Annotated in this window: 16 protein-coding genes and 2 tRNA genes; 3 read left to right on the top strand and 15 right to left on the bottom strand. The window is 44.4% G+C overall.

All coding sequences use genetic code 11. The features are described 5' to 3' along the window. Positions 1-159 precede the first annotated feature (159 nt). The 3 genes from ACVC7Q_RS06345 to ACVC7Q_RS06335 all read left to right on the top strand — a co-directional run bounded on the left by ACVC7Q_RS06345 (position 160) and on the right by ACVC7Q_RS06335 (position 1,343). Entirely contained in the window at positions 160-1,077 is a 918-nt protein-coding gene (locus ACVC7Q_RS06345) for a CPBP family intramembrane glutamic endopeptidase (protein ID WP_447265241.1), read from the top strand. A 90-nt stretch (positions 1,078-1,167) separates the two neighbouring features. Continuing rightward, a tRNA-Leu gene (locus tag ACVC7Q_RS06340) sits at positions 1,168-1,250 on the top strand. A 4-nt stretch (positions 1,251-1,254) separates the two neighbouring features. Continuing rightward, positions 1,255-1,343: transfer RNA gene (locus ACVC7Q_RS06335), tRNA-Ser, on the top strand. A gap of 43 nt (positions 1,344-1,386) precedes the next feature. Here ACVC7Q_RS06335 and rsmA read toward each other — a convergent pair. The 15 genes from rsmA to gtfA all read right to left on the bottom strand — a co-directional run bounded on the left by rsmA (position 1,387) and on the right by gtfA (position 12,642). Beyond that, a complete protein-coding gene (gene rsmA / locus ACVC7Q_RS06330; RefSeq protein ID WP_447265240.1) occupies positions 1,387-2,262 on the bottom strand; it encodes a 16S rRNA (adenine(1518)-N(6)/adenine(1519)-N(6))-dimethyltransferase RsmA in 876 nt (291 codons plus the stop codon). Between the two features lie 12 nt (positions 2,263-2,274). Next, positions 2,275-2,571 (bottom strand): hypothetical protein, encoded by a 297-nt coding sequence (locus tag ACVC7Q_RS06325; protein WP_447265239.1) that lies wholly within the window; start codon positions 2,569-2,571, stop codon positions 2,275-2,277. 106 nt (positions 2,572-2,677) lie between these two features. Then, positions 2,678-3,271, bottom strand: a complete 594-nt coding sequence (gene rnmV, locus ACVC7Q_RS06320; RefSeq protein WP_447265238.1) for a ribonuclease M5 — start codon at positions 3,269-3,271, stop codon at positions 2,678-2,680. After that, positions 3,243-4,013 (bottom strand): TatD family hydrolase, encoded by a 771-nt coding sequence (locus ACVC7Q_RS06315; RefSeq protein WP_049506561.1) that lies wholly within the window; start codon positions 4,011-4,013, stop codon positions 3,243-3,245. The genes rnmV and ACVC7Q_RS06315 overlap by 29 nt, the downstream gene beginning before the upstream one ends. A 125-nt stretch (positions 4,014-4,138) precedes the next feature. Then, positions 4,139-4,273 carry a 50S ribosomal protein L34 gene (gene rpmH, locus ACVC7Q_RS06310; protein ID WP_003003086.1) on the bottom strand — a complete coding sequence of 45 codons (135 nt, stop codon included), beginning with the start codon at positions 4,271-4,273 and terminating at the stop codon, positions 4,139-4,141. 147 nt (positions 4,274-4,420) lie between these two features. Further along, positions 4,421-5,050 carry an HI_0552 family protein gene (locus ACVC7Q_RS06305; RefSeq protein WP_447265237.1) on the bottom strand — a complete coding sequence of 210 codons (630 nt, stop codon included), beginning with the start codon at positions 5,048-5,050 and terminating at the stop codon, positions 4,421-4,423. 77 nt (positions 5,051-5,127) lie between these two features. Then, a complete protein-coding gene (jag, locus tag ACVC7Q_RS06300) occupies positions 5,128-6,075 on the bottom strand; it encodes an RNA-binding cell elongation regulator Jag/EloR (protein WP_031573879.1) in 948 nt (315 codons plus the stop codon). Between the two features lie 15 nt (positions 6,076-6,090). After that, the gene (locus ACVC7Q_RS06295) at positions 6,091-6,906 is read right to left on the bottom strand and encodes a YidC/Oxa1 family membrane protein insertase (protein ID WP_003015944.1); all 816 of its coding nucleotides are present in this window, start codon (positions 6,904-6,906) and stop codon (positions 6,091-6,093) included. 1 nt (position 6,907) lies between these two features. Next, positions 6,908-7,249 (bottom strand): ribonuclease P protein component, encoded by a 342-nt coding sequence (rnpA, locus tag ACVC7Q_RS06290; RefSeq protein ID WP_447265236.1) that lies wholly within the window; start codon positions 7,247-7,249, stop codon positions 6,908-6,910. 78 nt (positions 7,250-7,327) lie between these two features. After that, positions 7,328-8,005 (bottom strand): CPBP family intramembrane glutamic endopeptidase, encoded by a 678-nt coding sequence (locus tag ACVC7Q_RS06285; RefSeq protein ID WP_447265235.1) that lies wholly within the window; start codon positions 8,003-8,005, stop codon positions 7,328-7,330. Between the two features lie 86 nt (positions 8,006-8,091). Next, positions 8,092-8,985, bottom strand: coding sequence for a TDT family transporter (locus ACVC7Q_RS06280; protein ID WP_447265234.1), 894 nt, complete (start codon positions 8,983-8,985; stop codon positions 8,092-8,094). 393 nt (positions 8,986-9,378) lie between these two features. Beyond that, the gene (gene asp5, locus ACVC7Q_RS06275) at positions 9,379-9,603 is read right to left on the bottom strand and encodes an accessory Sec system protein Asp5 (RefSeq protein ID WP_414324927.1); all 225 of its coding nucleotides are present in this window, start codon (positions 9,601-9,603) and stop codon (positions 9,379-9,381) included. A gap of 1 nt (position 9,604) precedes the next feature. Then, positions 9,605-9,796: an accessory Sec system protein Asp4 gene (asp4, locus tag ACVC7Q_RS06270; protein ID WP_080978547.1), complete on the bottom strand. Its 192-nt coding sequence runs from the start codon at positions 9,794-9,796 to the stop codon at positions 9,605-9,607. Beyond that, positions 9,789-11,144 carry an accessory Sec system glycosylation chaperone GtfB gene (gene gtfB / locus ACVC7Q_RS06265; protein WP_447265233.1) on the bottom strand — a complete coding sequence of 452 codons (1,356 nt, stop codon included), beginning with the start codon at positions 11,142-11,144 and terminating at the stop codon, positions 9,789-9,791. The genes asp4 and gtfB overlap by 8 nt, the downstream gene beginning before the upstream one ends. Further along, complete coding sequence (gtfA, locus tag ACVC7Q_RS06260) at positions 11,128-12,642, bottom strand: accessory Sec system glycosyltransferase GtfA (RefSeq protein WP_447265232.1); 1,515 nt, start codon at positions 12,640-12,642, stop codon at positions 11,128-11,130. The genes gtfB and gtfA overlap by 17 nt, the downstream gene beginning before the upstream one ends. Between the last annotated feature and the right edge of the window lie 3 nt (positions 12,643-12,645).

The raw sequence follows: 12,645 nt of genomic DNA, 5'->3' as shown, positions 1-12,645 counted from the left end.
AATAAATGTGAAGAAACATTCATAAATAAGTTGCATGTGGGAAGCTAGAAACAAGAACGTAGAAAGGAAGTGACGACAAGAAGCGCCTTGTTTCAACGACTACTCGGCTGAACAAAGAAACTTTTTTCTTGGTTCTACGTTTTTAAATGGAGGTCCTTTATGAGTCTTTCTTTTCTTTCTAAAGAGAATCCCTTGATTGCTAATATCAAAAAGGGGAAATTTCTTACACCTTGGTTTTTGGCTCCGTTTATCTTGTATTACATCACAGAGTACATGTCACCTGTTAGCACGGCATCGACCAGCTTCTTTCTCAATAAGCAACACTGGATCCCAGACTGGTGGAACATCCTTGACCTTTGGTCCTTCCTCTATACCATCATTGCCTTCTTCCTTTGGGTTCGCTTGATTGAAAAGCGGCCTATTCGAACCATGGGATTTTCCAAAGGAAATGGGCTTTCTGAATTCGCCAAAGGTTGCCTTGTGGGAGGCATCATGATCACAACAGTCTTGATTGTCTTTTTGATCACAGGGAATGCCACATTCCATCGCATTCAATTTAGTATGCCATTTCTTGTATCTTGGATTTTGGTCTTGATCGGCTATATTTTCCAAACTGCGGCAGAAGAAATTTATATCCGTGGCTGGTTGATTCCAACTATCTCCTACCATACCAATGCCCTTCTGGCCATCCTGATCTCAGCTACTATGTTCTCCTACTTCCATATGAATAATAACGGTGCTTCTTGGTTCTCTACTGTTCATCTCTTCTTCTTTGGAATCTTTACAGCAGTCTATGCCCTGAAACGCGGGAATATTTGGGGACCTTGTGGTTTCCACTTTGCCTGGAATTTCCTGATGGGAAATGTCTATGGTTTTCATGTCAGTGGCTTTGATAGCGAATCATCCCTCATGTACTTCACAACTTCGAATCACACCTTGATCACCGGTGGTGAATTTGGTCCTGAAGGGGGCATCCCAGGTTTGGTGGTCTGCATCTTAGCTCTTTTATGGGCCATCTTTATCCTCAAAGATACCTCCAAGGAGCAAGATAGCCTATACCCTGCGGCATTGAAATGATCTATGGATAAAAGGAACAGGAGCCGTCCGTACGCTCCCTGTTCCTTTTTTTCCTTGGCATTTTTCCTAAAAAGTGTATAATAGAACTATGCGGAGGTGGTGGAACGGCAGACACGCATGCTTCAGGCGCATGTGCCCCTTCGGGCGTGAGGGTTCAAATCCCTTTCTCCGCATCTTGGAAAGGTGGCCCAGCTTGGTACGGCACCGGACTCGAAATCCGGCAAGTGGATTTTCTTCACGCGCGGGTTCAAATCCCGTCCTTTCCTTACGATGCAAATAAGCCATAGGTTATAACCTATGGCTTTTCTGTTATTTTATTCCTGCTTCTAGAAGGCCATCTGCTAAACAGGCGAAGTCTGCTAAACTAAGAGCTTCTCCTCGTACAGATTGTTGCAAACCGGCTGCTTGGATCCCAGCTTCCAGTTTGGCTTTGATTTCTTCGGTCTTGCCGAAGCGACTAGTCAAGTTGTTCCAAAGCGTTTTGCGACGGTGGACAAAGCTAGCCTTGCTGACAGAGAAGAAGAAATCTTCATCCTTGACGGCTACTGCCGGTTTTTCACGACGGACCATCTTGAGGATAGCAGAGTCGACATTTGGCGCTGGCACAAAGACGGTGCGAGGCACAATAAAGGCTACCTTAGCCGTCATATAGTATTGGACCGCAATAGACAAAGACCCATAAGCTTTGGTGTTGGGCTCAGCTGAGATGCGGTCTGCCACCTCTTTTTGCATCATGACCACAAATTCTTGGAAAGGAATTTTAGACTCAATCAAGTGCATGAGGATGGGAGTCGTGATGTAGTATGGAAGGTTGGCCACTACCTTGATCGGAAGCTCGGGATTTTTAAACTCTGCGATGTACTGGTTGAGGTCTACCTTGAGAATGTCTTGGTTGACAACCGTGACATTGTCAAAATCACGCAAGGTATCCGCTAAGATAGGGACCAAGCGGTCATCGATCTCAAAAGCCATGACTTCTGCCGCATTTTCTGCCAAAAACTCAGTGAGAGCTCCAATTCCTGGACCGATTTCGATGACATTGACCTGCTTATCAATCTCTGCCGTATCCACAATCTTTTGAAGGATATTAGTGTCGGTCAGAAAGTTCTGTCCGAAGGATTTTTTAAAGGTAAAACCGTGACGCTCCAGCACTGCCTTGGTCACGCTATAATCTGCAATTCTCATTATTTCTCTTTTCTAATATAAACGATGATATATCCAAACAAAAACATTATCTCCAGAGCTCTGATCAATCAGATCTTTTAGATAAGTATTTGGATTCGTCACTTCTTTTGTTTCTGTATGATAACTTGCTATTGTCTGCCCACCATGTCGGAGAAGCCATTCTGTATCCAATCTAGGCAAATATCTGTCCTTTTGAAGGAACCTACAGAATTCCTCTACCGTCATGTCTTCAGAGACTTCAAGCTCTATCTTGTGAGGCAGAACATCGTCCCCCATACAGATAGATTCTCTATCAACGATTATTTTCATATTGTTATTCCTTTATACATTCTATTTGAATTTTTTAAGATGAATCTCCTAGAAATAACTTTATTTACTACTATTGTAACACCTTCTACTTACATTTGAGGTTCACTTAGTTATTCTCATAACTTTTCATAGCATCCTCTACCTCAGCCAAGCTGATTCCAAACAACTCCAAGCGTTTGAGCAATTGTTTACCATTGCAGTAGCCGATGCGCAAGGCTTCTCCTAAGCATTCCCGTCGTTTGCGACTGTCACTACCCATCAGCAGACCGAGTCGCATCAGGTCTGACTTGGTAATATCAAAGAACGTCTCATCTTCATAGGAGCCCACGAGTCCAGCCAGGGCCTTTTCTAAGTCTTCAAAGCTAGCATGCTCCACTCCCAAGGAACGCCCCTTGGTCTTGGACTTGGGTACTGCTTCGCCTCGATTTAAAAAGGCATGTTTGGCCTGGGGCACCTCTTGCATAATGATCTTGCGAATGCGCTCGCCATTATAGTCTGGATCGGTAAAAACAATGACCCCACGCAACTCTTGCAAGGTAGCAATTCGTTCCAAGTCATCTTGATCGATCGCAGAGCCTCGTGTTTCATAGGTATCCACCTCATAAAAACGACGGAGATTGGCTGTATCGTCCTTGCCCTCCACGATAATCACTTCTGGTATTTTTCTTTTCTCAGTCAAGGCCAAATACCTTTCTTGCATTGTCATAGGTTGCCTGAGCCACTTCTTCTGTTGTTAAGCCACGTAGTTCTGCAATGAAGTCTACTACATAACGAGTGTAGGCTGTTTTATTTTCTCGGCCACGTTTGGGAACTGGTGCTAGATAAGGGGCATCTGTCTCAACCAAGATCTTATCGAGCGGAAGGCCAGCTGCTGCTTCTTGGACATCTGTGGCTTTCTTAAACGTCACCACTCCAGAAAAAGAGATCATCATCCCCAGATCCATGAAGCGTTTGGCTTCTTCTAAACTTCCTGAGAAGGAATGCATGATCCCACCGCGAGGCCCGACTCCTTCACTCTTGATAATGGCATAGGTATCTTCAAGAGCATCACGCGTATGCACCACGAAAGGCAAGTCCAGGTCCTTAGACAATTGAATCTGACGACGAAAGACCTTTTCTTGAATGTCTTTTGGTGCTGTCATCCAGTGGTAATCCAGACCAATTTCTCCTAGGGCGACGACTTTGGGATGTTTCAACTGTTCAAGTAAATAGGCCTCCACTTCAGGACTATAATCTCCTGCCTCAGTGGGGTGCCAACCAAGCGTGAGATAGAGTTCTGGATGCTGGTCTGCCAAGGCTATTCCTCGCTCAATCGTTGGTTTGTCAAAACCAACGATATTGTGGGCTACAACCCCCATTTCCTTGGCCAAGTCGAGCTCTTCTTGTTCTTTTCCTGCGAATTCTTCCACATTGAGATGGGTGTGGGTATCAAAAATCTGCATGATCTTCCTTTTCTTCCGAGTTTTTCTTCTTTCTATTATAGCAGAAAGCGCCTCTAAATTCACTTTCGGATAAAACAAAAACCAGTAGTCTCGAGTTTCTACTGGTTTTTAGTTTTTTATCTGAATTACGCAGCCAAAACTTTGCGTCCTTTACGACGACGAGCTGCCAATACGCGACGACCATTTTTAGTTGCCATACGATGACGGAAACCATGTTTGCGCGCACGACGAAGTTTACTTGGTTGATAAGTACGTTTCACGATGAATACCTCCTCATAGATTTTGTATTCGTTTAGCCGGCTAGTTGTGATCAGTTACTAAACATACTTTACTATTCTATCGGATTCAGCTCTATTTGTCAATAGCTATGGCAAAATTGTTGCAAATACAGGTCGGAGAAAACCTTTCTACACCTGACGGGTTGCCAAATAATAGGGTTCCAGTGCGATCATCGCACTTTGGAGTTGCTCCAAGACATCCTCAAGAGCCCCCTCCTCAACTAGAGGTACATCGTATTTGACGAGGACCTTACGAACCGCTCCTTCTTCTACTGCTTGTAAAAGACCATGGCGATTCTTTTCTGTTCCTTCTACCCTTCGACTCTCACCATTTTCCTGAGCAAGGTAATAGACTGGTTGAGAGATGGGAAGAGTAAGAACCTTGTGTTGCTTTGGAAGGCTCTGATCATCTTTTTTTCGCTCGATAAAGCTCACCTCTAAGGAAACTCCAAAATCAGCTGCGTCTCCATAAAGTCTCAAGGCAAACATAGGCTCTGCCATCGTTCCTTCTCCTTTTAGATAAGCCCAAAAATGAGGACGCAAGACTTGAGCCTGGTTCATCCACTGGCTGGTCCGATCTTGCTCCAAATAGGGGTGACGCTGCTGAAAGGCTGAGACCAATTCTGTAAACTCCTTACGAGCCGCTTGAGCTAGTGTACGATACTGCTCCATCTCTGGGGCTAGTACTCCTGCCTTTTCTGGTGCTTGGTATTTGATTCCTTGAAGCTTTAAAAACTCTCGAATCGCTGCAAATGCCATCTGTTTCCTTTCTAAACCCAATAAAAAAGAGAGAGAGGCTCAATCCTATCTCTCCCTCATGAGAAATAATCGCTAGATTATCCTTCGATGTCTACCACCACGTAACGATTTGGTTCTTCACCTTCAGAGTAGCTAGTGACCCCTTCCATCTTAGAGACGATACGGTGAATGATTTTCCGTTCACTGTTTGACATTGGATCTGTCTGTTGGGCTTGCCCGTCTTCAAGGGCACGCGTTGCCAACTTCTGAGCATAGCTTTGAAGAACTTCCGCCCGGTGTTCTACATAGTCATTCACATTAATGGTAATGTAAAAATTCTTTGAGTAGCGGTTATAAAGATAGTTTTGTGCCAAGAGTTGAAGAGCCTTCAAGACTTTCCCATGGTAGCCGATGACACGTCCTGGCTCATTGGTATCAATTTGCATATTGACCGTACGGCGGTTGTGACTACTTGAGATGGTCGCATCCACATCCATTTCATCGATTACTGTTTGAACATAGGCTGTCACATCTGTGACGACTTCTTCGATATTGTAGTTTTCCTCTACTTCGATACCAAGGTTTGAGAAATCAGACTCATTTGATTCTTTTGCTACTGGTTCTTTGACTTTCTCAAGGATATGTTCATGCCCTTTTTCTTCAAGAACGGTGTCTGCTTCTTTGTCATGTTTGAGGATTTCTGTCTTGATTTCTTCAGAGACAACTTCTCCTTCTTCTTCGACCTTTTTGATCGCTGCAACGACGCGTCCGAGATCGACCGTTGCTTCGCTCACCGTCTTAACCGGCTCGTTTTGCGCATTGATTTCATCTGGGACACCTTTGACGGCTTTTTGATTGGCTTTCACAACCGTTGTTTCTGCAATCGGCTCAATCTCAACCTGGGCTGGTTTTTTCCCAAACAAGCCAAGAAAACCTTTCTTCTCACGCGCTACAACTGTAATATGTGCCTTCATACGGGGAATATCTAAATCGTTCAGGCCTTTTTGAATAGCTTCTTCAACAGTTGCTCCAGTATATAGGACCATATGTCCACCTCTTTCTTATTTTTTCTTTTTCTGTGCTTTGTTTAGGGCACGGCGTTTTTGTTTTTCCATGTCTCGCGAAGCTTGCTCTTTTGCTTCACGCTCTGCGATAATCTTGAAGGGGTTGTTCAAGAGATAGGTCTGTCCGACTTGGTAAGCATTGGAAGTCACCCAGTAGAGTGCGACCCCGCTGGCTGAGAACAAGGCAAAGAAGAAGATCATCACAGGCATCACATACATCATGGTTGTTGCACTCCCATTACGCTCTGGCATGGCTTTATTGGTCAACCAACTACTGAAAAATGTGAAGAGAGCTGCAAGGACCGGCAAGATGTAAGTCGGGTCGATCGCGCCAAGGTCCAACCAAAGGAAGTGACCGACTTTAAGGAATTCTACACGGCTCAGCGCTTGGAATAAGGCCATCAAAACCGGCATCTGAATCAAGAGAGGAAGAAAGGCTGAAGATGTTTTGACGCCTTTTTCCTTGTAAAGGGCCCGCATCTCTTCAGAAAGCTTGGTCCGACTATCTAGATCCTTTCCAGGATACTTGGCTTGCAATTCCTTGAGTAGGGGTTGAATTTCCTGCATCTTGCGGGTTGAATTCATTTGATATTGGAAAAGCGGCAAGAGGACCGTCCGGATCACAATAGTAAAGACGATAATCCCCACACCGATACTTCCGCCAAATGACAAGAAGCGAATGGCTTCGGCAAAGAAGTAGACGAAGCGTTCCCAACCACCTGTCGACTGAGCTGTCACTTGAGAGGTCCCACAAGCTGTCAAGACCAATAAGGCTGCTCCTAATAATCCAGTTAACTTCAGTTTCTTTTTCACATTATTCCCTTTCTTGGTAGACATGCGCTAATTTTAAGACATGTACAAGATTTTTCTCAACTTGATGAAAGTCGAGCTCCTCCACTCCTTTACGAGCAATGACAACAAAATCATCGGTCGTAAGGAAGGCTTGGTGTTTGATCAAAACATGGCGAATCAAACGTTTGATGCGATTTCTAGTCACAGCATTTCCCAGCTTCTTACTAACAGACAGGCCGACTCGAAAATGTGGTTGGTCTTTGCGCAAACGGTAAATAACGAATTTCCGATTGGCAACATTTTGACCACTTTTAAAAATAGCATTAAAATCTTTGTCACGTTTGACGCGGTAGCTTTTTTTCAAACCTCAACTCCCTCTATTAAATTTATTCTATTATACCATATTTTCAAAAAAAACCAATCTCCCTCAGGAAATCGGTTGCTACTGGAATACAGATAAAAGCAAAGGCAAGGTGTAGTATAGATTGAGCAAGATATGGCCTAAAATCGGAGAAAGGAGCGTCTTGCTCCGATAATACAGGGTCCCAAAAATCACACTCGGTAGGAGATAGATGATACAAGCCCCTAACGAAAAGGGAGTATGGAGAAAATGCAGGCCACTGTAGATGAGGGCTGGAAGCCAAATCTCTGCATAGAGTTTCCAGCCTTTGAAGTAGGCATTTACCAAGGCTCCACGAAAGATCAGCTCTTCTGTCACCGGCCGGATAATGACCATTGCGATCACCAGGATGAGCACCCCTGTGGAACTTATTTCCCTAGGAAAGAGATTCAAAACGGCTGCCCGTCCTTGAACAAAACCACTGATGAAGTAGTCCAACCAGTAGACCAAACAGGCTGCAAAAATGGCTTCCATCAGAGATTGAAGAGGGTTTTTTCCCAGCTTAAACTGCGCTTTTTTAGAAAAACGATAGACCAAAAATCCTGCAAAGGTTGCATATAGCCCTTCTAGGCCAAATAAGGTCCAATAATAGCTATTTGCGCTTGCTAGACTAGTAGAGACATACTGGGCCAAGGGGCGAAACTGAGGCCGGATATAAAAATAAAACAAGAGCAGAAAGAGGGGATAAAGCAGTGAGAGCTTTCCTTTGATGAATTTCATAGAGACCTTTCTTATAGAATATGACAAATCGTATAGTGCATCTTACCATAATCGCGTCCAGGAATCAATCATAAGGATGCCTACCCTTACTCTTTAAGAAAAGCTACATAACCTCCTAAAACAGCGACTAAAATCAAGAGACAAAGAAGAGTTTCCATCCATACAAGAACTGTCAAGAAAGGCAGTTGCAACAAGCCTTGGGCCATTTTTAAAGAGGTCGCTGTGATGACCGTTGGAAAGGTAAGAGCTGAAAAAGCGGGGTGAAAACCTTCTTTGATCATTCTTGGCAGACGCGTCAAAACAAAGAAATAAAACCCTTGCGAGGCCATCACCATGATCAGTAAGAACCAGGTAGGAAGGCTTGCTCCACCCACACGAACCAGGGCTGCTAAAAGAAGGGAAAATGGAGCACAATAGATGCCTTCTTGCCCTAACAGATGATTGGGTAAGGGCTGCTTTTTCCCATCAAAATAAATGACTGGGTAGAGAAGAAAGGTCAAACCAAAACCAATCACTAAAGCGAGATAAGCAATCTCTCTGATTCCTACAACAGGGTAGGTCAAGGCTGCTACTGCAATACCCACATAGAGAACGGTCCAACTCGGAGTGGCATTGGCTCTTGGACGCACCATGACATGGGTCTTGGTAAAATAAAGAATCAAGCAAAGATCCAAGAGAAAGGCTAACCACCAAACTAACTGAGATAGACCTCCAAAGGCGGGAAAGAGGCGAAAAAGATAGGTGGATAGAATCATCCCTGCCATGGGAAAGGTCGCCATCCCAGATAACAGGGCTGGCTGTTGGAGTTCTATCTTGGTTTCTTGCCAGCGAATCGCATGATAAACTAAAAAGAAAAACCAGAAGAACAAACCTGTCAGACTAAAGGCATGGGCAAGGAAGGGTAGCGAGTCTGCAAGAAGGTTTCCAGCGCCAACCAATCCTAACAGACAACCTGAAAATACTAAGGGGATCTTTTTCATCGGGAGCTCCAATCATTTTGTCGCTTTCAGTATACCATAAAAGAGAAGGAAGCATAATAAAAAAAAGAAGTTGGTTTACCAACTTCTTTTAGAATGTAATCCACCTGTTTCTTACATAGTACATCCTAAATGATACTTAAAAAATTAAATAAATATCAACTATTAGGCTCACTTAGACATCTATTGAAACTTTCCGCCGTGAGATAAGTGCTAGAAACATTCTTGTTTCTAGCACTCGGGAGTTTTGGAACCTTAGGTCCAAAACTAAGTCATGGAACTTCCTCGAAGTTCGCTGACGTCCGTACTCACCTAAGGAAAGTTTCTAAGGTGACTCTATCTACAATTTGAAAGAAGTTGGAGAATACCAACTTCTTTTATCCATTCTATTAGAAACTAGGCCTGTACGACCATCATATAAAGAAACAAGGATAGGAGAAAGACGATACTAACGGCAAGGGTTGCTAGCTTGAGCCCGCGGTGGGAGCGCCAATAGCTTGGCTTCCCTAAGTTACTGGTTGCATCTGTCGAGAGCGATTGTTGCTGGCGAGGTTGCAGGGTAATGAGAACCACCAGAGCAAGGGATAAAATCGAGATAACGATTGCAAATACCATTTCCATCTTAGGATCCTCCTAATACTCTCAAGAGGGTAAAAATAACTCCCAGCAGAATCACCAAACCAATGATCACATTAAAGGTAACATTGATCTTTTCGGAACGCGTCGTCTTTTCTTTTTCGGAAGGACGGCGTTTGAGAGACTCCATCCGTCCTTCTACTTCTTTGTAAAATAAATCTTTCTTACGATCACTCACCTTGTCCACCGATCCCTTCTTGCAAGCGAGCTGTGAAAACAGCTGGCTCGACACTACTTGATTGGGCAATTTGTTGCGCGACTGCTTCTCTGTAGCTATCCACAGATTGGTAGATTTCCTGGATACGGGCCACCATATCCGCTTCTTTTCCTTGGTCAAAGATATTGGCTTGCGCGAGGAAGTGGCGGTCATGCAAGGTATGGCTAAAGGCAAGGATGACTTGCTGGTGTTCGAAAGCCTTGCGGACAATGCCTTGTACCTCTGCATAGTGGTTGATATCCAGGTAAATACTAGAGACCTTAAGCAGCTCTTTGATCCGCTCTTGGCTGATGTTTTGATACAAGACCACATTTGGATAGCGAACCATAGATAAGAGACTCGCAGACATTTCCGTTAAAGCTGCTACACGGAAGGTCACATTTGGCAAATTCTCTACTAGGTAGGTCAAAGCTTCAATTTGATCCGAATTGGTCAAGACAAAGGCGTCTTTACGGATATCGTCTTTCACCTTGAAATCATACAGGTAGCCAAGGGGACCAAAATAGCTATGCTGGTCTTGTGAGGTCAACTGGAGAGCACGATGATAGGTCGCATTTTGTGGAATCAAGATCTTCTTGGTCCGGATTTCTGGGCTCTTTAGAATCAACTGCATATTGCCTGGAAGGCTGTCATGAAGTGGTTCTTGCCACACCAAGACGTCGCGCCCTTTGATCCCTTTATTGCCCAACTGAAGACTAATGCTAAAGGAGGTGGCAAGGGTATTGTAGACCAAGCCATCCAGATCAAAACCACGATGCTCTAGATAAAAGACAAAATATTCTAAGCGATTCTTGAAAATTCGCATCGGCTGATGGTCCAAGGTCAAGATCAAATCCCCTGTTTGGTGATTCTCTGTCAAGCGCTCGATGTCCCCTTCAAAATAAGTGGTTACCAATTGCTGGCCTTGATCGCCACAGGTTGTCACGGCAATCTTACGACCGTATTGGTCATAGCGCTCGATCATAACCACTTGCCCCTTGTCATCCAACCACTCCAGGCGCTCAACGATGCGTTTATAAGAAGCTGCATGGTAAGCAATACGAGCCTTTTCTTGACCATAGTAGGTCACTTTGCCCGCACTGTTATCCCCAGAAACTTCCCAAAAATCGGGAACTGGAACTTCATTAAAGTAGCGCCCGCGCTTCTCCCCTTTTGGTTGACCCAAGAAATAGATGAATGGAGACTCAACACCATCGGGCAAGAAACCATTTGGCTCCAAAACAACTGTCGGATGGTCAAAGCCAGACTCTTTCATGGAGTGGAGCAAGTCTTGGCTCTCACGAGAATAGCTATCAAATACGTTCAGCATGTGTCACCTCTTCTATCAATTGTGTCCAAGCTTCTTCTACTCGGCTGGTCAAAAAGTCTTCTGCACGCGCATAAGATGCTTGACGCATGCTGGCTAGATCGTCTTTTTTGTAAAGCTGGATGATTTTTTCAGCAAAGACAGATGCGATATGGTCTACCACTTGGTCTGCTGATGGTGGAATGAGATAGCCATTTTTCCCTTCTGTGACAAAGGTTTGGTTGCCATAAGGAACATCAAAACCGATAATCGGAAGTCCAGAACCAATCGCCTCCATCAAGGTCAACCCAAAGCCTTCGCTGGTTGACGCTGACAGGTAAACCTCATAATTCTTATAAATTTCCTCGAGATTGGCATGCCCTTTGAGATGGATATAGTCTGCCGCCCCCAATTCATCAATCAGAGAACGCAACTTGCCTTCTTCTCCACCTTTTCCATAGATGTCAAAAGACAGTTCTGGTAATTCTTTTTTGGCGCGAACCACTGCTCGCACCAACCAGTCAATATGCTTCTCTGTCGCCAAACGAGAGGCTGTGATCATAGAAAATGGGGTGCGGTTTTCGTTTTGCGGCAAGCTTGCAAGGCTTCCAACTGGAATGGTATAGATGGCCGGCTGATGGTTGGTGTATTTGGCAAACTGCTCGGCCAAGATTTCTTTTTGGCGGTCGGTCGCAACAATAAAGAAGTCCACCTTGTCTGCATTGGTAAATTGGTACTCGTAGTAGTTGTTCCACAGGATATACTGATCGTCGACATTATTGGCACTGAAGTGCTCTGCATGGACGACCACACCCAGGCGGGCCTTTTGCGCTTCTTCAAAGATAGGCTGACCGATGTTGGTTTCCCGATCCAAAATCACCAAATCTTGTTTGGTCAATTGAAGGGTCTGCATGAAGTAGCGGATCAATTCTTGGCGACCAACCAGATAACGATCTGGGAAACGATAGATTTCGCGGCCATCTGCCATCTGCATGCTGTAGGCAACCGTCCCGTCCTCATTGTAAAAACGGCGCTCAATCAAGTTGGCTTGGTTGTTCTTGGGAATGAAGTACTCCGTACAATAGCGGGTATAGGAGAAATAATCCTTTCTCACCAAGATTCCTCTAGACACATACTCGCAACGTTCGACATAGGGACTGTTTTCAGACCGCAAGTAGCAGGTCAAAAAATTGTCCTGGTCTTCATAAAAGAAGCGCTTGATCTTGCCATCGACTTCTTCGCGCGTCGGTTTCCCGGCAAAACCTGCTAAGACCTGGTCAATGGTATAGGTCGTTGGTGCAATTTTTATATCTGTAAAATGGCTATAGAGCCAGATGATTTCATTATTTTTAAAACCGATATTTTCTGTTAAATGTTGGATATTATCGGCTAGAATCATATCCATAAAAACAAATTTAGCTGGTTGATGGATATTGCGTAACAACTGGGCCCGGTAGGCCTGAGCGTACTCAACACCACTGCTGGCCCAACCAATTCCAAGGTTGATATTGTATACTGTCATAAT

The organism is Streptococcus sp. W151 (assembly GCF_053010205.1).
Note: the sequence above shows the minus strand (reverse complement) of the source record. Positions and strands in the feature narration are given on the sequence as shown.

What these genes read in the sequence shown, in the direction of transcription:
- ACVC7Q_RS06285 (WP_447265235.1), bottom strand. Translation starts at nt 8,005, where the DNA reads ATGAAATTCATCAAAGGAAAGCTCTCACTGCTTTATCCCCTCTTTCTG.
- gtfA (WP_447265232.1), bottom strand. Translation starts at nt 12,642, where the DNA reads ATGACAGTATACAATATCAACCTTGGAATTGGTTGGGCCAGCAGTGGT.
- gtfB (WP_447265233.1), bottom strand. Translation starts at nt 11,144, where the DNA reads ATGCTGAACGTATTTGATAGCTATTCTCGTGAGAGCCAAGACTTGCTC.
- ACVC7Q_RS06315 (WP_049506561.1), bottom strand. Translation starts at nt 4,013, where the DNA reads ATGCAGATTTTTGATACCCACACCCATCTCAATGTGGAAGAATTCGCA.
- ACVC7Q_RS06345 (WP_447265241.1), top strand. Translation starts at nt 160, where the DNA reads ATGAGTCTTTCTTTTCTTTCTAAAGAGAATCCCTTGATTGCTAATATC.
- rsmA (WP_447265240.1), bottom strand. Translation starts at nt 2,262, where the DNA reads ATGAGAATTGCAGATTATAGCGTGACCAAGGCAGTGCTGGAGCGTCAC.
- jag (WP_031573879.1), bottom strand. Translation starts at nt 6,075, where the DNA reads ATGGTCCTATATACTGGAGCAACTGTTGAAGAAGCTATTCAAAAAGGC.
- ACVC7Q_RS06325 (WP_447265239.1), bottom strand. Translation starts at nt 2,571, where the DNA reads ATGAAAATAATCGTTGATAGAGAATCTATCTGTATGGGGGACGATGTT.
- ACVC7Q_RS06280 (WP_447265234.1), bottom strand. Translation starts at nt 8,985, where the DNA reads ATGAAAAAGATCCCCTTAGTATTTTCAGGTTGTCTGTTAGGATTGGTT.
- rnmV (WP_447265238.1), bottom strand. Translation starts at nt 3,271, where the DNA reads ATGCAAGAAAGGTATTTGGCCTTGACTGAGAAAAGAAAAATACCAGAA.
- ACVC7Q_RS06305 (WP_447265237.1), bottom strand. Translation starts at nt 5,050, where the DNA reads ATGGCATTTGCAGCGATTCGAGAGTTTTTAAAGCTTCAAGGAATCAAA.
- asp5 (WP_414324927.1), bottom strand. Translation starts at nt 9,603, where the DNA reads ATGGAAATGGTATTTGCAATCGTTATCTCGATTTTATCCCTTGCTCTG.